Annotated in this window: 5 protein-coding genes; 4 read left to right on the top strand and 1 reads right to left on the bottom strand. The window is 36.6% G+C overall.

Annotated elements, in window-relative coordinates; genetic code table 11:
* Positions 1-70: 70 nt before the first annotated feature.
* The 4 genes from C3L50_RS08595 to C3L50_RS08580 all read left to right on the top strand — a co-directional run bounded on the left by C3L50_RS08595 (position 71) and on the right by C3L50_RS08580 (position 19,828).
* Positions 71-1,546 carry a T9SS type B sorting domain-containing protein gene (locus tag C3L50_RS08595; protein ID WP_103805767.1) on the top strand — a complete coding sequence of 492 codons (1,476 nt, stop codon included), beginning with the start codon at positions 71-73 and terminating at the stop codon, positions 1,544-1,546.
* Position 1,547: 1 nt separating this feature from the next.
* Entirely contained in the window at positions 1,548-4,490 is a 2,943-nt protein-coding gene (locus C3L50_RS08590) for a PorP/SprF family type IX secretion system membrane protein (RefSeq protein ID WP_103805766.1), read from the top strand.
* Positions 4,491-4,615: 125 nt separating this feature from the next.
* Positions 4,616-18,808, top strand: coding sequence for a T9SS type B sorting domain-containing protein (locus tag C3L50_RS08585; RefSeq protein ID WP_133158869.1), 14,193 nt, complete (start codon positions 4,616-4,618; stop codon positions 18,806-18,808).
* A 42-nt stretch (positions 18,809-18,850) separates the two neighbouring features.
* Positions 18,851-19,828, top strand: coding sequence for a PorP/SprF family type IX secretion system membrane protein (locus C3L50_RS08580; RefSeq protein WP_103805943.1), 978 nt, complete (start codon positions 18,851-18,853; stop codon positions 19,826-19,828).
* Positions 19,829-20,056: 228 nt separating this feature from the next.
* On the opposite strand, the gene C3L50_RS08575 is transcribed toward C3L50_RS08580, so the two are convergent.
* Positions 20,057-23,137 carry a glycoside hydrolase family 95 protein gene (locus C3L50_RS08575; protein WP_103805764.1) on the bottom strand — a complete coding sequence of 1,027 codons (3,081 nt, stop codon included), beginning with the start codon at positions 23,135-23,137 and terminating at the stop codon, positions 20,057-20,059.
* Positions 23,138-23,172 lie beyond the last annotated feature (35 nt).

Raw genomic sequence — 23,172 nt, 5'->3', positions numbered from 1 at the left:
TTTTTGAATTAATTAAGTCGATTTTTATAAAGATATTTATTTAATTTCGGCTAAGCAAATATTTTAGTCAATGAAATTCCCTATTTTAAATAAATATTTTTTTTGTTTCTTGATTTTGGTTTCGACTTTAACCACAATCGTTTACGGACAAACAATAGCACCACAAATCTTACCGTTTGATAAAATTTGTGCAGGGACTTTTAATGAATTTGACGCTACTTTTAATCATTCGGGTTTTCCGGCTGGAACTACTTTTGAGGTACAGCTTTCAGATAATACAGGTAGTTTTACCAATCCAATTAGCACAACAATTGTATCATCTACAGATATAACGGCTAGTCAAAAAAAAATAACTTTTGCGGTTCCAACCACTTTAATAGGATCTGATGTATATAAATTAAGAGTAAAAAGCTCTACAGGATTCATAAGCAGTAATTTTTTTGTAAAAGACGCTGTTAATGTTGGCGGAACTTTAACCTATTTTCCAGCTTATTACAAACCATACGAAGAATCTTTTTTTATAAATAACAAACAAGCAACAGCTAGTATTTGTACTGGCGGTAGCGTTACTTTGGCAATCGATAATTCAACCCCAACTATTCCCAACAGTTCTCCAGTAAATTATTCGAGTATTAAGTATAAATGGTACAAAGATAATGTGGTTGTTTCTGGAGCGACTTCTTCCTCTTTAATAGCAAAGTCAGCCGGAGTTTACTATGTTATGCTTGATTATGGAACTTGTACTGATTCTAATTTTAGATCCAACTCGGTAACAGTAACTCAATCTTCAGGAGGAACTTCGGCATCAGTTGTTTCAAGTCTTGGAAATCCTTTTTGTTCAGCTGGCGGTGCTACAACACTTGGTTTGGGTTCTGTTACAGGAAATACCTATCAATGGTATAAGGATAACGTGAAAATAAATGGAGCTACTACTAAAACCTTACTAGCAAACCAAGAAGGATTCTATTCCGTTTTTGTTGATTTTGGAGGATGTTCCAGCACTTTTACAATTGATTTAAAAGAATTAAAAACAGTAAGTTCTATCAACATTCCTGATACAAACGTTATTGCGGATGGAGAAATCATAAAAGTTATAGTAACAACAAATGCGGCAAGTCCAACATTCGAATGGTATAAAAACAACACTTTAATTTCAGGCATTACGACAAATACCTATGATGTAACTAGCACAGGAAATTATAAAGTTAAGATAACCCAACAATCAGGATGTGCAGTTGTTGACGAAGTTTCTTTTCTTGTGAACTCTGTCATAGATCTTAATGTTGTCAAGATTCCAAATTTGATTAGCCCGAATGGCGATGGTATAAATGATACTTGGGTTATCCCACAAGAATTTTCAGTAGGCAGTAATACCAAAGTTGAGATACGGAATTCGAATGGCGAACTTGTATTTACCTCCGATAATTACTTGAACAACTGGCCCGAAAGTCCAATTGAATTTAAGCAAATAAATCCTGTTTTTTATTATTTCATAAAGCCGCAAGATGGGGCAACTAAAAAGGGTTCAATAACGATTGTGAAGTAATATGAAAAGAATTTTACCTATTATCTTTCTTTTATTTGCGATGCAAATACTCCATTCTCAAGAGGATGGAGTTGTTTCGTTTTCACTACCCGTAAGAAATTCGTTAAAGTTCAATAAATACATTCTCAATCCAACCTTTAGTTTCGTTAGAGAGCAAAATCCTTATGTAAGTATTTATAATAAAAGAGAGTTTACTCAATTTGAGGATTCTCCGCAAACCTATTTATTTAGTTATTCAGGAAGATTTAAAGAAAATGAAGCCATTGCCTTTAGTTTATTTCAGCAAAATTATGGTGTGTTAACCACTTTTGGTGGTGTGGCCAATTATGCTCATAATGTACAACTTCGAAATGACAGCAACCTTACTTTTGGACTCAATTTAGGATTTTACAAAAGTGGTTTAAACGATTCAAAAATAATCACAAATTACCCAGATCCATCCTTAGATAACATTCCTTCTAGCACTTTAATTACCATAAATCCAGGAATCAATTACGGATTGGATTTTCTTGATTTTGGTTTGTCTCTGAATAATTTGGTTTTATACAATCTCCAAAATTCAAAAATAGTAGCAGACGATCCTGAAAAAGCGATTCAACTTCACATTATGCATACAGGATATATTGAAAGTTATGGATTTTTTGACCAAAGTAAGTTTTCAGGCATACTCAGAACAGAATTTAAAAAAGACAAAACCGTTGTGTCAGGTTTAGCCATGTTTAGTATTCCAATTGGAGTTTGGGCACAAGCTGGTTACAACAGTTTACACGGAATTTCAGGAGGTTTTGGCGTTAACTTGACGCAAAATATTTCTTTCGAATACAATTACGAACAAGGGATGGGCAATTTGTCCAATTTTGGTGCTTCACACGAAATAGCTTTAGCCTATAAATTCAAAAACAAAAAATACGATTATGCAGATGACAATGAAGAAGGATCAATCATTTTACCTGCTGATGAAAGAACGGTAGCGCCAACAGTAAAAAAACTAACTCCAGAAGAACAAGCCAGAAAAGAAGAACAAGCTATTGAGGTTAAAGCTAGAAGAGCAGAAGTAGCTCAAGCAAAATTAGAAGCCGATGCCAAAGCTAAAGCAAAACTAGCCGCTGATGCTAAGGCTAAATCGGATGCGCTTGCATTAGCCAAAGCTAATGCTCCAAAACCAAAATTAGCTGCAGATGCTAAAGTAGTCGATACTAAACCTAAACCTGATGCAGCTGCCCAAGCAAAATTGAATGCAGATGCTAAGGCCAAAGCCGATGCTCTTGCTAAACAAAAATTAGCTGCGGATACTAAAGCCAAAGCCGATGCAGACGCTAAAATTAAAGCAGACCTTCTTGCTAAAGAAAAACTAGCAGCCGAAGAAAAAGCAAAAGCTGATGCACTTATTGCAGCCAAACTTGCAGCAGACACTAAAGCCAAAGCCGATGCAGACGCCAAAATTAAAGCAGACCTTCTTGCTAAAGAAAAATTAGCAGCCGAAGAAAAAGCTAAAGCCGATGCACTTATTGCAGCCAAACTTGCAGCAGACACTAAAGCAAAAGCGGATGCAGACGCCAAAGCTAAAGCAGACCTTCTTGCTAAAGAAAAACTAGCAGCCGAAGAGAAAGCTAAAGCCGATGCACTTATTGCAGCCAAACTTGCAGCAGACACTAAAGCCAAAGCCGATGCAGACGCCAAAATTAAAGCCGATGTTCTTGCTAAAGAAAAACTAGCAGCCGAAGAAAAAGCTAAAGCCGATGCACTTATTGCAGCCAAACTTGCAGCAGACACTAAAGCCAAAGCCGATGCAGACGCCAAAATTAAAGCAGACCTTCTTGCTAAAGAAAAATTAGCAGCCGAAGAAAAAGCTAAAGCCGATGCACTTATTGCAGCCAAACTTGCAGCAGACACTAAAGCAAAAGCGGATGCAGACGCCAAAGCTAAAGCAGACCTTCTTGCTAAAGAAAAACTAGCAGCCGAAGAGAAAGCTAAAGCCGATGCACTTATTGCAGCCAAACTTGCAGCAGACACTAAAGCCAAACTTGCAGCAGACACTAAAGCAAAAGCGGATGCAGACGCCAAAGCTAAAGCCAAAGATGAGTACACAAAATCAATGGATAATATTGCGGTATCATTAGAGACTGCGAAAAAGAAACAACAACAATTATTGACTAATTTGAACGCGACTGTATCAGCTAAAGAAAAAGACCTTCAGGAAATGAAGGAGGAAAATGATTTGAGTGATAAAGGTATTTATAAAGAACCAAAACCATTCAAAAGCACTGCTGGAGAAAATGCAGCATTAGAAAGTTTAACTCTTCAAATAGCTGAGGTAAACAAAATTCAAACAGAAAAAATTAAAGAGATTGAAGTAATATACAATCAAAGAATCCAAAAAGTTTCGGATAAAAATGACCCGTTGAACCAATATTATTTGAAAGCTATTGAAACATTAAAAGCAGAACAATCACAAGCTATACAATCAAACAAAGATTTGGTTTCATCATTAGAAAAGATTAAAATTGCCACCGAGATCGAGAAAAAAAGAAGAATAAAACGAGCTTCTTTTGTAAATGCAGAAGATAGACTTTCACAAGACAAAGCGGCATTGGAACGTATTAAAAAAACAACTCCTTTTAGCACCACTCCAATTAAATCAACAGATTTTGATTATGGTGAAGAGCAACCTAATATGCAAATATTGAAAGAGGATAAAAGTGTACCGAAAGGATTTTATTTAGTAGTGGCCGTGCATAGCGATGTAGCCAAAAGAGATGAATTTTTAACAAAAGCAGTAGCGGCAGGACAAAACAATATTAACTTCTTTTATGACGTTACAACTAGTAAATACTATATTTATTATGATAAATTTGACAATATTGAAGAAGCTAAAAAAGCTTTGGAAACTAAAGGCAGCACCTCTTACAACGGTAAGATGTCTATCTCTAAAATAGAGAACTAATTATTCAATTTATAATTGAAAAAATGGAGCACAATTTATTTTAAAATTAGGTACTGGCCACTAGCTAATTTTAAAAAGCATAAAAATTAAAATTGATTTTTGTTTACAACAAACAATTTATTCAAATGAAAAACAACTACTTACTAACCAATGTTTTGGTTTTTAACATTATAAAGAAGTTATTGAAAGGAGTTCTTTCTTTTGCCAATATGCCCTCTGAAATTATTAACAATAAGAGGGAAGATGGATATGTAAAAACTGAAAAGAAGAGTCTTTTTCGAGAAGGCTCTTTTTTAGCGCAAAGTAGTTTTACAATAAAATCACTTTTTGTTGTTGCAATGATTTTATGGACTATTGGTTCTTATGCCCAAAATTATAAGCCATTTTCCATAAGAAAAAATATAGAAACTAGGGGAAAAATGATTGTGGCAGGGAATACTATTCTCGGAAAAGATAATCTCCCTTTTAACGACAACACAAAATCAAATGAGGACATATCAATGAAATACATTGATATTGATGGCGATCCAACTACCTTTAGTTCCAGCAGTGCCGATTTGGCAATTCCAAATCAAGCTGATGGTAGCCCAACAACTTGTTATAGGGTTCAGTATGCCGCTTTGTATTGGGGCGCCGTGCTAAAAAGTACAGATGGTAGTAGAGCTAATATTGCCAAAATTAAATTAAAGTTACCAGGTGCAACAACCTATAATACAATAACAGGTCAGCTAATTTATGATGCTATTACTGCTCCAATTCCTGCTCCAGTTAAGAGTGGACCCATTGAAAATCCGAATACGCCCTATGCTTGTTATGCAGAAGTAACTAACTTATTGAACGGATTATCAAGTTTATCTGGAACCTATACGGTTGCAGATGTTATTGCTAGTCAAGGTTCAAATCAATCAACTGGAATATCAGCTGGATGGACTCTTTTTGTGATATATGAAGATCCAACTCTTCATATGAAGTCGTTTACTGTTTTTGATGGATTTAGTTATATTGATGATAGTCATTTTACATTAATACCTGTTTCTGGGTTTAAAACACCACCATCGGGTCCAGTTGATTTACAATTTGCTTATGCAACTTTGGATGGCGATAAACCAAAGGGAGGAACAAAGTTAGAAATAGGCTCGAAAGAAGTTACAACGCCACTTAGACCTGCAAACAACTTTTTTATCTCGACAATCGAAAACACTAATGGAGTTCAAACTCCAAGAAACCCTTCGGGTTCTAACACTTTGGGTTATGATACAGGAGCTCTTGAAATAAAGGGAGCAGATCCTGAATACATTAAAAATAATCAATCATCTACAAGCTTTACTTTACAAGTTGCCAAAGGTCAATCTGATCCAATATTTGCCTTTTTTTCCGCTTATGCAGTAGATATTATTGCTCCAAAAATTGATTTGACCAAATTGGTTAAAAATACTAGTGGAGTTAATGTTGGAGGAGCTAACGTTAATTTAGGACAGTTTTTAACCTACGAAATTAGTTATCAAAACGTTGGTAATGATAATGTGACCAATTTTACAATAAAAGATGTGCTTCCTCAAAATGTTATTTTTAATGCTACCACTGGAATTGATTACAGTAATTCAGGTGGAGCAACGCTTCAATCCTATGATAGTGCAACAAAAACATTAATTTTTAAAATTCCAGATACTTCTGTACTCATCAACGGTGGGGTTTATACCATAAGATTATCAGTTCAAGTGGTACCTGATTGCAATAGTTTAGTTACTGCTTGTTCCAATGAAATAAAGAATCAAGCATTTGCCACTTATCAAGGTGTTATTAACCCAACGGTTGTTCAAGAAGAGGGAAGTTTTGCCTCTACGGCTTGTAAATTGGGTTCGCCTGAGTCCACAAATTTTTTAGTAGATATCACCAATTGTAAATTTACTCAAAATGTAATTTTGTGTGGTACAAGCGTAGTTTTAAAAGCTTCCGATGGTTATACAACTTATTCTTGGTCAAAGAATCCAGATGGAAGTAATCCTATTGGTACTGGACAAACATTTACTGCAACACAAACCGGAGTTTATTACGTTCATAACACCGCTGCGGCTACTTGTAAAAGCATCGTAGAAACAATAACCGTTTCTAATTTTGGGGTGACCAATACAAATCCAGTAATTCCTTATGCTCAAGCGCCTTATATAGGTGAAGTGGTAATTTGTCCAAATAACGGAAAACCGTTGCCTTATCTTTTCTTGTGTGGAGCCAATGATACTCGTTTGATAAAAACAGGAATTACAGATGCACTTTCTATTAATTGGTATAAATTAGATGAATCAATTTGTCCTTCTACAGCAGTAGATAATTGCGCCAATGAAAATTTTGCAAATTCTTGTTGGAAATTAGTAGGTACAGGAGCTGATTATTTAGCCAATATTTCTGGACAATTTAAGCTAGTACTGAATTATACAGGTGGTTGTCAAAGTATTTTTTATTTTAATGTGTATCAAAATTTATTAAATCCTACTTTCACTAAGAAGGATATTATTTGTTCAGCACCTGGTCAAATTAGTATTGGAAATGTGCCTACAGGATACGAATATAGCATAGACGGTGTTAATTATATACCCAATAGCCCAGTTTTTACCATAACGACTCCTGGTAATTATACGGTTTTTATCAAGCAAATTGGGGTAACCTCTAATCCGTGTATTTTTAGTGTACCCAACATTCAAATTTTTAAAAAGGATTTAATAGTTCAAACCTTTCTCACACAGCCTTCTTGTCATGGTGTTGCAGATGGATCCATTAAACTGATTGCAGGAAACGTTGAACCTCAATACTATTTTAGTATTTATAAGGGAGCAACTTTAGTCAATAGCGTTGGACCAATACTAGCTAATGAGTACACTTTTTCTAATTTAGGTTGGGGTGATTACACGGTAAATGTTTCAACAAGTCCAGCAAATTGTTCTTACACAGCCATAGAAAAAATTATTGATCCTGCTTTGTTAAAAGTCACAGCCACTCTTAGTAAAGCACTGACTTGTAGTGCGGGCGAAATAACTATTTCTGTTGAAGGAGGAACTCCCAATTATAATTATTATGTAAATGGGGTTGCTATTACATTAAATACACCTTCCACATCAATTAAATATCCAGTTTCTACAGCTGGGACATATGATATAAAAGTTGTTGATTTAAATAAATGTGAAGCAATAACTTCAATAGCCGTTGCCGAAATCCCAAAACCAGTTTATACTGTTTCATCTACTAATATCAGTTGTTACGGCGTCAATTCGGGGGAAATTAAATTTAATGTAACCAATGCCAATGGCTATACTTTAATGTACAGTATTGATAATGGAGTAACCTATCAAGCAAATGCTACTTTTTCAAATTTAGCTGCAGCCAATTATAATGCGATTTTAAAATACAGTCTTGGAGGATTTGATTGTTTTTTTCCAGCACAAACCATAACAATTACAGGGCCAGCTTCGGCTGTTACTGCTTCTGGAGGAGTGGCAGAATTGGCAGGTTGTGGCCCTACTGGTACAGAAGGAAAATTACGAATTACTAATGCACAAGGAGGAACTGCACCCTACCAATATAGTTTTGACGGAGGGTTAACTTGGCAAGCTTCGAATGAAAAATATGTTGCACCTGGAACCTATACTTTAATGGTCAAAGATGCTTTGGGATGTACTTTTCCAATGCCAGGTAATGTTTTAGATCCAAAACCATCAGATCCAACTATTTCAGTAAATTCTCCAGCATTTAATTGCAATGGAACCGCAACAAGCACCGTAACAGTAACCAATAATGGAGGAGCCAATTTTAGTTATGAATATTTATTAGATGGAGTGGTCAATACCAATACACCACCAAATGTATTTGTAAATGTGCCTTCAGGCTCACATACTGTAAGTGTTACCTATAAATTATTATCAGTGCCAACTTATAGCAATTTATTGAAAGAAGATTTTGGATCGGGAGCACCAACAACCACTTCAGGAATCGCTTCTGCTTATTGTTTTAATGATCAAAGAGTAAATCCTCCTTATTTATGTAAATATCCGAATGGTACGCCAAGTAGATCTGTAGAAGACAATGCTTATTCGGTTGCTAGTTTCTTTTGGAGAAGTGATGACCCTTTGAGTAATAATTCAGGTGCTTGGTATCATTTTAAAGACCATACTACTAATGGCGCTGATGCCGATGGAAGGTTTTTATTAGTGAATATAGGAAGTGCTGCAGGTCCTTACGGTGTTTTATACAGCAAACCTATTGTAGATGTTATTCCAAATCAGCCCATTAAAGTCGAAGTATATCTTGCTAATCTTTTAAAATTGGGTATTAACGGAGCCTCTCCAGATTTTATTATAGAATTGGTAGATCCTTCAGGAACAGTGGTTGCCTCACAATTTACAGGTGTAATTGCAGGACCTATCAATGATCCTGACAGAAACAAATGGGTTTTCAAAGCATTAAGCCTAAATCCTGGTAACAATACGAATCTTACTTTTAGAATCAAATCAGGTAGTATTCTTTATAACGGAAATGATGCTTTAATTGATGACATCAAGGTGTATCAACTGCCAAAATCCTGTATTACACAAAAAGATTTTCCTTTAATTATTGATGCTAACAAAGCTTTTACAGCAGCAGTAATTGGACATAAAGACATTACTTGCGCTGGAAATAACGATGGCGAAATTACCATTGCAGTACAAAATTTTGCACCAACAGGTTTTTATTATTCGTTAGACGGAGCAGCTTTTGTTTTAAGCGCTACTTCTCCATTGACAATTGGTGGCTTGTCAGCAGGGTCTCATAGTATAAGAGTGCAATATGATATGTCGGCAAGTCCTTGTTTGTTTACATTGCCTCAAGCTATTACTGCGCCAACACCATTAACCGTAACGGCTTCGATAACTGTACAGCCAAGTTGTTCCAACGGAGCAACAATAAATGCAGTAGGAAGCGGAGGAACACCAGCTTATCAATACGAATTAAGAAATACTACGGGAGGAGCTGTTGTTCGTCCTTATCAAACCAATGGTCAATTTACCAATGTGTCTTCGGGTAATTATACAGTATTTGCAAGAGATGCCAATTTATGTGTTACTAATGTTGGCGCTCCTGTAATTGTGAGTCCAATAATAGCTCCAGTAGCTACTTTGGCAAGTTCCTCGGATTTGTGTTATGATTCAGTAAATCAATCAACTTTAGTGGTAGATGTAACTGGTGGAACGGGTCCATTTGTTTACGCTTTAGACGGAGGAGCAGCTCAAAACAGCAATACGTTTACAAACGTTGGCGTTGGAACGCATACCATAGTTGTTACCGACAGTAAAAATTGTACTTCCACGATTTCGAATATCATTATTGCACCACAATTGCAATTGAATGCTGCTTTGACTCAAGATTTAACGTGTTTAGTTGATGCTTCCATAAACGCTACTGTCGCTGGAGGTAACGGTGCTCCTTATACTTACACCGTCGCATTTAATGGAGGAACGCCAACTGCGGTTGCATCTTTCCCATATACAACAGCTGCTGCAGGTAGTTATGTGTTTTCGGTAACAGATAGCAAAGGTTGTTCGGCCAAAAGCAGTGCTATTGTAGTTTCTCCAAAAACGACACCCACAATGACCACTTCTAAAACGGATATTAGTTGTAATAATGCCAATGATGGAACTATTACAGTTACAGCAGCTAATGGTTTTACATCGGCTTATACGTATGCTATTAAGTTAAGTACCGCCACTTTGTTTACTACCCAAGCTTCTAATGTGTTTACTGGTTTAACAGCTGGAATTTACAACATTAAAGTAATTGATAGCAAAGGTTGTGAATCGGCAGTTTCTAATGTGACTATTGTGAATCCAAATCCAATTATTGCCAATGCTACGGCAACTACATTTAGCTGTAGCCCAACAAATACTAAACAATCGGCAACAATAACCGTTACACCTTCTGGAGGAACAGGGGCTTATACTTATAGCTATAATAACGGAATCTCATTTACTCCAAGTAATACTTTGACGGTAAATGACAACGGAAGTAGCCAATCATTTGATATTATTGTAAAAGATGCCAATGGCTGTTTGTCTTCAGTGCAACAAATTGTTTTGGCACCATTAAATCCACCAACAGATTTGGCTTTTTTGAGCAATGTGATAAGTTGTACGGTTACTTCAACAACAGTTACGGCTACAAATGGAGTGGGAGGATTGACTTATGAAATTGTTTCTCCAATTGCTTCAGCCACTTCTAATACAACAGGTGTTTTTACAGGATTAGTACCAAATACATATGTTTTTAAAGTTACGGATGCTAATGGATGTTTTTATTCAGAACCTTATACCGTTGCGCCAGTAATACCAATTGCAATTGTTGGTCAAAATATTTCGAATGTTTTGTGTAACGGAGGCAATACTGGTCTTGCAAAATATACTGTTTCTGGATTTAGTTCCACAGGAAATTATGCGGTTGTGGTAACACCAGCAGTTCCTTTTACCAATGTTAATGATGTGATTACCTTATCCAACCTCATCGTTGGAACTTACAATGTAAGAGTTACCGATAATACCACAGGTTGTACTGCCAATACCGATGTTATCATTACAGGCCCAGCAACTCCGTTGAGTCTTTCAGTTGTGAATGTTAATGCTAATTGTAATGTAGCAACAGCAACAGTTACAGCAACGGCAAGCGGTGGAACTCCTGGATATTTATATTCATTTGTACAAGATGGTTTTGCAGCAGGAACTTACTCTAGTTCAAATACTGGCAATCTTGATCCTACAATAAATCTAAATTGGGATGTTTATGTAAAAGATGCCAATGGTTGTACCACTAAAACAGATGTTACTATTGCCAAAGATCCTATTCCAACGGTTACGGCTTCAGTTACCAATCAATGTTCTGCTTCGGGAAGTACATTCCAAATTAAAGCTGTAGGTACCAATGGTGTTGCGCCTTATACTTACACTATAAATTCTGGTGTAGCGCCAAGTCCTGCTGATACTTTTACTGTAGCTCCGGGAACTTATTTCATAACCGTAAAAGATGCCAATGGCTGTACCAATACCACTTCGGTTACAGTAAACCAAGTGTTAAATGCAACAGCTGTTTTGACAAAAGATTTAGATTGTACAGCTTCTCCAAATGCCGTAATTACGGTATCAATAACTGGTGGCAAAGCGCCTTTCTCTTATCAAACGAGTATTGGTGGAAGTGCTTATGGAATAGCCGTTCCAATAGTAGGAACAAGCTTTACCTATCCAGTAACATCGGCTAATACTTATCAGTTTTTAATCACCGATTCGAATGTTCCTGCTTGTACAAAAGTTTCTAATCTTATCACTGTAAATCCGATAGTTTATCCAGTAATTACGGCATTAACAGAAACACAATCTATCAAATGTAATGGCGATGCTAATGGAAGAATACAAGTTACGATTGATGCTACCAAAGGTGTTGCTCCATTTACTTACAGCATAGATGGTACTAATTATCAATCTTCGAATGTATTTACTGGTCTTACAGCTGGAAATTATACCGTTACCGTAAAAGACAGTAAAGGTTGTATCAATACTGTTCCTGCAAGTATTACAATTGCACAACCTGACCCAATTAGTTTTGATTTGACTAAAGTTGATATTACTTGTAACAATCCGGGAGGCTCAAGTTTAGGTTCTATAACTGTAGAAAATGTTTTGGGCGGAACAGCACCATTTAAGTATTTTATCACTAACAATTTTGGAGATATAATTGCAGGTAATCCTTATGTGGCTACAGTTCGAGAAGATCATACGTTCTCCATTATTAATTATGGAGTTTATACCATCAATGTTATCGATGCTAATGGTTGTAGTTTAACCAAACAAATTACCATTGCTTCTCCTCCTTCTGATTTAACGATAGATGTAACTACGATAACATCCGATTGTACAAACGGAGGTACGGCGATTGTCAAAGCGATTTCAACATTAGGAAGTGGTAGTTATGCTTTTGGAATTTTAGAAACCAATACTAATCCTTACACCTCAACTTGGTTCGTGCCTGATGCTCCTGGTGGCGACACTAGAACGTTTACCAATCTTGTTCCTGGAGTAACTTATACTTTTGTAGTTCACGATTTAACTACAGATTGCTATTATGTAAAAGCTGCCAACCAGCCAATTCCAGCAGCATCATTGCTTACAGCAGCCGTTACTCCTGCCAATGTTACTTGTATCGGAGCCAATGATGGTAGTGCAACTTTTACCTTAACTGGATTCGATACTACAACTACTAGTGTAGATTATCAAATATTCACAGCTTATACAAATGTGGCAGTTGCGGGTACTTCGGGCAATATTTCAGTTCTAGGTGTTCCGCCATTTACTCTAACCGTTCCATCTCCTGGAACTTTATCTCCTGGGCAATATTATATCAAATTTATTGAAAATGGAACTGGAGCATTCAATGGTTGTCAATCGGCTTCGGCTATTTTTGAAATCAAAGAATCGGCAATTCCTCTATCGGTTTCTGCTGCGGTTGTCCAAAACGAAAATTGTAATAATCTAGGAATTATCAATGCTTTGGCAAAAGACGGAACGGCTCCATATTCGTATATGATTACCAGTTCAGCAACTGCGCCATTGGCAAATGATCCTGCTTGGAATTCGTCAAGTACTTTTAATGTTGCTGCTGGAAGTTATTATGTTCACGTAAAAGACGCCTACAATTGTATTCAACCAAGTACGGTAGTGGTTTTAACCAAAGATCCTGAACCAGTAATTGCTTTAGCCATTGTTGATAAATGTGTGGACGAAGGAACTTTTGGAATAAATGTTAGTTTAACAACTTCTGGAATCGCACCTTACACCATTTTGGTCAATGGAGGGGCTTCTCAAAATGTTGCTGCTTTCCCTTATACTATTACGGGATTAAATTCAGGATTGCAAACGGTTAGAGTGATTGATGCCAATGGATGTTTCAGTGAGCAAACCATCACTATTGATAAAAAACTATCCATAAATGTTGCCTTAACCAAAGAAATAGATTGTACAGTTTCTCCAAATGCGGTTATAACATTAAATGCAATTGATGGATTGTTTACATCTGCTAATGCTACACCCGATTTTACTTATGAAGTTGCTATAAACGGTTCTCCGTATGGCGCTGCTGTTCCTTTTGCTAATGATTCTAGAACGGCAACTTATACCACAAGTACAGCAGGAACCTACCAATTCAGAATCACCGATTTAAATAGCTGTTCGGTCGAAACAACCGTGGTTACTGTCAATCCAAAAGTAGATCCAACGGCTACTTCAACACATACAAAACCTTCTTGTCCAACGGTTCTAGATGGAACGCTTACTATTACGGCTTCTCTTGGAATTCCTCCTTATGAATATAGTATTAATGCGGGAACATCTTGGCAAACTTCCAATACATTTACAGGATTAGGAGCTGGATTAGTGAATTACATTGTAAGAGACTCCAAACAATGTCTATTCAACGGTTCAGAAACCCTTATAGATCCAGTTTTATTAAATGCAACGGCTGTTGTTACTGATTTTGCTTGTAATGCAAGTAACATTCCTCAAACTGCGATAGTGACAGTAAATGCTACTGTTGGAACAGGAACAGCGCCTTACACTTATAATTTTGATGGTTCGGCTAATTATTATGCAACCAATCTTTTGTATGTGGTAGATAATGGTACGATTCAAACAATAAATTATTCTGCAAAAGATGCAAATGGTTGTATTTTTAACGGTAGTACGACTGTAAATCCGTATCAAAAAATCACCGACATTACCATTGTGGGAACTGCTCCAACTTGTCCAGTACCTACTTCAGATGTGACTTTGACAGTGGTTGGAGGTTATACGCCAATAGCTAAATATGAAATTATTTCGCCAATTAGTGTTGATAATGGTACAAATCCTGTTTTCACTTCATTGGCTCCAAACACTTATTTATTTAAAGTAACCGATGCTCACGGCTGTTCATTCGAAAAAGCATATCAAGTTAAACCAATAAATAATATCACAGTTTCTGGTTTAATCACTAGCGAAGTGACTTGTTTTGGATTAGCCAATGGATCGGCTGAATTCACTGTTGAAAATTTTGCAGGAACTTATACCGCTGCATTAACAACAGGTACAGGCACTTTGGTACAAGCCGGAAATAAAGTTACCATTTCAGGATTAGCCTTCGGAAATTATACCGTTACTGTTACGGATAATGTGACAGGCTGTTCGGCTAATGCTTCACTAACTATTACACAACCATCGGCAGCTTTAAGTTCCATTTCAGCAGCGACTAATATTAATTGTAATAATGATACTGCCACAGTTACTATTACTGCAACAGGTGGAACAGCACCGTATAAATATGCAATTGCTAGAGCTTCAGATCCTGTTCCAACAAGTTTTGTTTTGAGCAACCAATTAGTCGTAGATACTAACAACGGAGCCGATATGAATTGGGTGGTTTATGTAATTGATTCTAAAGGATGTTCTATGAATAATCCACAAAACATTCTATTAGATACTAATCCAACAATAACTTCTGCCGTGGCAACTCAATGTCCAAGTGCAACGGGTTCTTATACTATTACCGTAACCGCAACCGGATTTAGTCCAGCATTAGAATATAGTGTGGATGGAATTAGTTTCCAAACCAGCAATATCCTTACGGTAAATGCTCCGGGAATTTATAATGTAACCGTAAAAGATGCCAATGGATGTCTTTCAACAACGACTCCAGTAACTATTTTGCAACCGTTAAGTTTAACAGCAGTAGTTGCAACGACTCCTAGTTGTGCCAATAATGATGGTATTGTCAATGTTTCGGCAACAGGAGGTTCTGCGAATTACCAATTCAATATTGATGGAGGCGCATTTGTGGCAACCACTTCATTTACGGGAGTTACATCAGGAAATCACACGATGGGTGTTCGCGATACGACTACTTTATGCGAGTTTTATGTTCCAATTTCTATAACTCCAGCCACAACAATTACTGGTTTTACATTGACTTCGACCCCAGTGACTTGCAACGGCGGAAACGATGGAACGATTACAGCAACAATGGCTACTCCAGCAGTGGGAATAAACGACAACCCTGTTTATATGTACAGTTTGAATGGTGGAACGCCTCAAGCTTCCAATATATTTACAGGATTAACAGCGGCCACAGGATATTCTGTAACAGTTACTTCTGCAAGAGGTTGTCAAGCAACGGCTTTGATAGATGTAATTCAGCCGGCCGTAATCGATTTGGGAGCATCAACAGTAGTACAATTTGGTTGTACCGCTGGAACTAACGGTACGAATTATGCAAGCATTACAGCAAACACCGTGGTTGGTGCCTCAGGAACTTATACTATTTATGAATTTATCAAAAATGGTGTATTAGTGCAACGTGGAGCTTCTAATTCGTATATCGAATCCGATTTATTAGGAGGAAGTTTCACTATCAATGTTTTTGATAATAAAGGCTGTATGGGCAGTACACTTGCGCCAATCATTATCAATCCATTTATTAGTTTAGACAAAATAAATGTTGCGATTACTGCTGCAATTAATTGTTCTAATAACGAAAGCATAGCCGTTACAGTTGCTACTACAGGAGGTATTCCAGCTGCAAATACACTTAGTTATACAGTTTCTGGATTGAACGGAACCGTTTATAATGCTACGAATACAACAGGAATTTTCAATAATTTAATTGTAGGTCAATATCAAATCGACGTTTTGAATACGGTTACTGGATGTAGTTTATCAGCAATTCACTTTGTAAACAATCCAAACACCTTCGAGTTAAAAGCAGTAAAAACAAACGATGTAGTTTGTTATGCATCGAATGAAGGAAGGGTTGAATTGACAATAGTAGATAATCAACTGACACCAACAAACGATGCTGGCGCTTTCAATTATGTAATTACGAGTGCAGCTTTGGCAACGCCAATTAATGGTACTTCAACAACTGCTGGACCTTGGGCAATTTCAGGTCTAACAGCCGGCTTATACAATGTAACAGCAACTTTGCAAAACAGTCCTTTTTGTTCAGCTACAACTAGTTTCACAATAACTCAAGCACCAGCTGATTTGGTAATTAGTGAAACCCATACTGAAATCACTTGTGTTCCAGGTAATAATGGAAGTATTTCTGTGACAGCAACAGGAGGATGGCCAGGTGGGTATCAATATGAATTAGTTGGCCCAGTAAATGTAGCCTATGGTTCTCAAACCTATTTTACAAATTTAACAGCAGGTTCTTATACAGTTAATGTAAAAGATCAAGGCGGATGCGTGAAATCTGTTCTAGTAAATTTAGTAGTTCCAACACCAATTGCAGTTACAGCTGCTGCAAGTCCTTTAATTATTTCATGTTTTGGAGACAAAACGGGAACTATTACGGCTACATCGGTAACTGGAGGTCAAGGAAGTAATTATTTATATACCTTGAATTATTTGTCAGTGACACCAGCTATTTCAAACGGCCCTCAAGTTTCAAATGTATTCACCGGTTTGGGAGCTGGAACCTATAGCGTTACTGTAACAGACACTTGGGGTTGTAGCGGAACTACTTCTGGAATAATTACAATCGATGAACCCAAATTAGTTCAGGCAAGTCTAGTAAAATCAACTTCACAAACCTGTACAGTACTTTCAACATTGATACTTACTGCCAAAGGAGGTATAGCACCATATACTTATAGTACAGATAATATAACATTTAGTTCCTCAGTGTTTTATAGCTCAGTTACGGTTTCGGCGCCAGTTGGAACAAATCGTTATTATGTGAAAGATTCCAATGGTTGTAAAAGTGTGGTTTCTAATGATGTTGAGGTGGAACCCTTGCCAGCTTTGACCGTTCAAACAGATTATTTTACGTCAACTATTAATTGTAATGGAGAAACTACGGGAGTTATTGTAGCTAAAGCAACTGGAGGTTTAGGTAATTATGTATATTATTTGCAAGACGGATTAGGATATGATGTTATTGGGGTGGTACAAGCCACACCGGGTAATTTCACTCAATTGAAAGCAGGAACTTATATGGTATATGTTGAAAGTGGCGATTGTTCAGCAACTTCAATACCTGTTACCATTACACAACCAACCACTGCATTATCTGCTATATCAGTTCCTACGAATGCCACTTGTAATGGCTTGAATAACGGAAAAATTGTGGTTACCGCTTCTGGAGGAACAGGTAAAATCAAATACGCTATTTCGCCCGATTTGAACCAGTTTTTTGATACAGGTGTTTTTGATAATTTAGTACCAGGAAGCTATGATATTATTACACAAGACCAAAACGGATGTTATGTATATGAAACAGGAATTATCATTGCAGAGCCAACACCATTAAGTTCAGCTGTAATTACGGGAACTCTAATACCTGAAGTCTGTTTTGGTGACAAAGATGGTGCTTTTAGCATTACGGTTAGTGGCGGAACAGCTCCGTACAGCGTTCGTATAGATGGAGGAACTTTCACAACTGGCACGTTAATTCAAACCGATTTTGATTTTACAGGATTATCAGGAGGAATGCATACGGTGTACATTCGTGATGCCAATTTCTGTTCGTATGAATTTGATGTTCCATTACCAGAATCCGTAAAATTAAATCCACAAGTGATTGTTGATTATGGCTGTAGTAATAATGCACCTACTTTAACAGTTACAGTAACGATTGATGCCAGTATTACAAATCCTGCCGATGTCGATTATGCTTTAGACGGAATTGCCCCTTATCAAGCCAGTAATGTGTTTACCAATGTGCCTCCTGGAGTGCATCATATTACAGCAAGACATACCAATGGTTGCGAAAAAGACACACCCGATTTCACGATTGTACAAATTCTGCCATTAACATTAACTTTGACAGATGGAGGACTGAACGAAATTGTGGCAACAGCAACTGGTGGAGCAGGCGGATATCAATACACGCTAAATGGTGACTCAATGGGCAGTCAAAATAAATTTATTTATTACAAATCGGGTGACTATACGGTTACGGTTACTGATGCCAATGGTTGTGTGGCATCGGCTACCAGATATTTTGAATTTGTCGATATTAAAATTCCTAATGTGTTTACACCAAATGGTGACGGCGACAATGATGGATGGACACCAACAAATACAATGAATTATCCAGATTTGATATTCTATGTTTTTGATCGTTACGGACGCAAAGTGGGTACCTACAGAGAAGGACAATTCTGGGATGGTAAATACAATGGTAATGAGTTACCAACAGGCGATTACTGGTACATTATTAAATTGCGAAATGAAAAAGATGCCCGTGAATTTGTTGGACATTTCACCTTGTATAGATAATAGTAAAGACGGAAAACAATGCTTCCAATTAAAAGATTTCAAATGAAAAAAATAGCACTACTATCCTTTTTATTCTTGACCCTAACTTCGAGTTATAGTCAAGAGCTGAATATACCCGTTTTTACGCAATATCTAGCCGATAATCCTTTCGTTATTTCGCCTACCTATGCTGGAATTGGTGATAATTTAAGGATAAGAGCCAATGGATTAACCCAATGGGTCGGAATACAAGACGCACCAGACAATCAATCCGTGTATGCCGATTTTAGAATTGCAAATCAATCCGGAGTTGGAGCTTCGTTTTACAATGACAAAAATGGATATACCAATCAGGCTGGAGCTAAATTCACTTTTGCACACCATATCATATTGGATTATTATTCTAAGCAGTATTTGTCTTTTGGGATGTCTTTCAACATCAATACTTTTAATATTGATATCGCAAAATTAAGCCCTACTGATCCTGATTACGGCATTACAAACGACAGGAGAACGACAAACAACAACTTCGATGTTGGCTTTTTATATCGTTGGGATCAATTTTACCTAAGCGTAAATGGAGCTAATATTTTAGGTAAAAACATCGACCAGTTTTCAGGATATAAAATAGAACCTAATTTGCTTTTAAATTATCAAGTTTATACCGGATATGTTATCAAAACTGCGAACTACTCCGAAATTGAACCTTCGGCATTTTTTCAATACTTTGCTAGTGATGGCCGTTCGAGTACCGATTTGAATTTTAAATATCGAAAATACAACAACAGAGACGAATATTATTGGGTAGGAGCATCCTATCGTTTTCTGAACGATCAGGTCTTAAAACCCTTGAATTTAGGGCCAATGTTTGGGTTCAAGAAGTCGGTCTTTTATTTTGGATATTCCTATCAAATGACTTTTAATGAAATGGCTTCCTTTAATTCAGGAACACATATGATTACAATTGGTTTGGATTTCCTTCAAGGAATTAGCGACTGTCCTTGTACTCAATCTGTAGATCACCACGGTTGGGGGTATTAAAAGAGGGATGGAGAGATAAATACAAGCGCTCAGATATACAATAATTTCCCCGCTCTCGCATGAATCCTTTCGTGTGGCAATAACGAGAGCAGACAAAACAAATCAAAAAAACTATATCAATAAAAAGGTGTAGTTTTTTGGTTAAAAAGAAAACAGAAGCTTAATTTTGTTGTAGTTGCATATTTGTAATATCCACACAAAAGGATTCGTGCGGGAGCGATCGGGACTTTAAAATTTTAATTCAAATAGTTGCTTTGCTTTGTTTTTTGGCAATACAAATTGTCCTTTATATGCCTTCAAAGTTTTCCATTTTCCATCAACGAGTAGTTGAATTGTCTTTGCATTTCTGTAATGAATATTCATAGATTTTCCGGTTACATTTAAAATTTTGGCAGTTTCGAGTTCTCCATTTTTCCAAGTTATATCGATTTGCGCACCATTTTTGGCAATGATTCCTTTGATGTTTCCTTCTGTCCAAAGTGTTGGCAATGCAGGCAAAAGATAAATATTGGAATTATTACTTTGCAAAAGCAACTCCTGAATACCAGCTGCTGCTCCAAAATTTCCATCAATTTGAAAAGGCGCATGGAAATCAAACAAATTAGAATAGGTGCGTTGTGCCAATTGGTATCGCAATAATTCCAAAGCTTTATCTCCTTTTTGGACACTTGCCCATAGTAGAAATTTATTCGCAATTGACCAACCTGTAGCATCATCTCCTCTTTTTTGCAAGACAATTTTAGCCCCTTTTTGAAATTCGGGAGTTTGCGGATTGATTAAATTTCCGGGATACAATCCCACTAAATGGGAAATGTGTCGGTGGTGCGGATCGCCTAAATCTTTGCCATTATTATCTTTGTTATAATTCGTTTCCTGAACCCATTCTTTTACTTGTCCATCAGTTCCCAGTTCTATTGGTTTTTCAATATTGGTTCTTAATTCGTTCCAAACTTGTTGTTTTTCAATATCAATGTTCAAGATTTTTGCTGCTTCTAAAGTATAATCCAGAAGTCCTGCAATTAATTGTAAATCGTATTTCACACCTGTTTGATAAGGTCCGTGTTCGGGTGATCTTCCTTTGCCTGTGGTATAAAAATAACCGTTTGGATACTGTTTCAAATCTTCTGTTTTCACCTTATTGTTATTAAGATAAGCAGCATAAAAATTAGCTGATTTTCTTAAAATAGGATACAATTGATTGGCCAACCATTTTTTATCCTGACTGCGCTGAAAAAGATCCCAAAGATTATACATCAAAAAAGCCGTATTCCCAGGAGATTGTATGTTTGTAGAACCTGTTAAATCAGTTTGACCATTGATGGATTGTTTGGTGTGCATTACAAAAACACCGTTTTCTGCTTCATTTTTAGAAGGTGTAAAAACAATATTATTTTGTTTATCCAAATGATACGATGAAGTACTTGCGTTATACATATTTCTAGCCGTCAATGAGCCAGCAGGAATTTGAGTTTCGATCCAGTTTACCAATGCTTTTCCGCTGTCGATAAGATTGGCTTCACCTGCAAACCAATAATTCATCTGTAAATTGATGTTGATGCAATAAGTCGATCCCCAAATCTCGGCAACCGATTGATTCCATTTTCCTTGCAAAGTGGCTGGCAAGGTTTTTTCTCTTGACGAAGCAATCATCAGATAACGACCATATTGATAAAATAATTCTTCTAAATGAGTATTGAGATTATCATAATCGGCTTTTAGATAAGAGATGCTTTCGCCTGCTTTTATTCCTTTAATCACTTTGGCATAAGCTGCTACACGTTCATTTGTAGGGATTGGTTTTGATGCTTCTTTTTCGCCTAAATTAAAACTCACACGATTAAATACAGCTTGATAATCGGCAATGTGTTCTTTTTTAAGAACTTCATAGGTTTTTCCATCAGTATTCGAAATTCGGTTTTCTGCTTTTTGAATTGCGAATTGTATACCATCTTTATGCTTGAATTGAGGAATGTCCAAGTTTACTTTTCCATCAGCATTGATACTAAAAGCATTCGGATCATAATCAGTTGCCGAAGTAATAATTATGGTTACTCCGCTAGCATTTTTAACTTCGATATTGCCGTAATGGTTTATAAGTTCGCCATCATCAGCAATGACTTTTATTTTAGTACAATACTCTAAATCAGAAGCTTGATTATAAGTTGCTTTTCCGCCACCGGTATAAGGTTCAGAATCTTTTAATTTGCCTGTTATAGTAATAACACCATTGTTAACAAAAATATTTCCGGGATGTGCCGATACTGATTTTACACTAAAGTTTAATGCTTTTGCTTCATCGGCGGTGTATCGTAAAACTATAACTTCAGCAGGATAACTGGCAAAATATTCTCTTTTATAATTTACTTTTTTGTACTGATAACGCACGGATGAAATGGCGGTATTCAAATCCAAATCGCGATAATAATTTAGAATTTCAGGGTTTTGAGGCAAATTAAAATCAACAAAAACATTCCCGCTGTTCATAAAACCGTTTATGCCTTCGCCCATTTTTTTGTTCACATTGTCTGACGGAACTTTTTCCTGAACGCCCCGATAACCTGCTGCCCAAAAAGTTTCTTCATTAAACTGAATGTGATCTTTTCCAGGCATTCCAAAAAGCATCGCACCTAAATAACCGTTACCGATAGGCAAGGCTTGTTCTTCCCAATCTTTTCCACCACGGTCATAAATAGTGGAAGTTGGGTCATAAGCTCCAGTTTTATACCATAACAGATTATCTTGTTTGCCAATTGGATAAGCATCATCATAAAGATAATTGACATTAAGGTTTTTTGTGTTCACAACCGCAGGGTCAACGCCAGCGGTAACTTTTTCTGGGTTCATGACACTGGGGCCATTTCCATATTTTGGATGTGTAATCCAGTTGGAATAGATGGGGATCCCTTTATAACTTCCGTTTTTGAAATTAGCTGTAAAAAGATTTTTTCCTGTTTTTGAAACTATTGTGATGCGTAAATAATCGGATTGGGATAAATCTATTTGTTTTTCAAAAGGAATGAATTGAAAGCCTTCCGGCAGGTTGTTGAAATCTATATCTGTACTTATTTGATTAATCTGTTTTTCCGTGTTGTCAAAAGCTGCCAGACTAATTGCTGCTTCATACCAATTGTCGGATTTTACCTTTTTAAATTGCAGTCCCAAAATTCCGTTGGCTTCTTTCAAATTGGTATAACCGCCTTCTAAAACGACGCCGAGAATTGCACTTTTATTCTCTTTTGATGTTTGGGCAAAAGCTATACTTGTTATAAGAATGGTTAATGTTAGAAAGCGATTTAAAAAGTATTTCATTTGAAATGATTTTGATTTGTTTTAAATAAAGTAAA

This window comes from Flavobacterium alvei (genome assembly GCF_002920895.1).
GTDB lineage: Bacteria > Bacteroidota > Bacteroidia > Flavobacteriales > Flavobacteriaceae > Flavobacterium > Flavobacterium alvei.
Note: the sequence above shows the minus strand (reverse complement) of the source record. Positions and strands in the feature narration are given on the sequence as shown.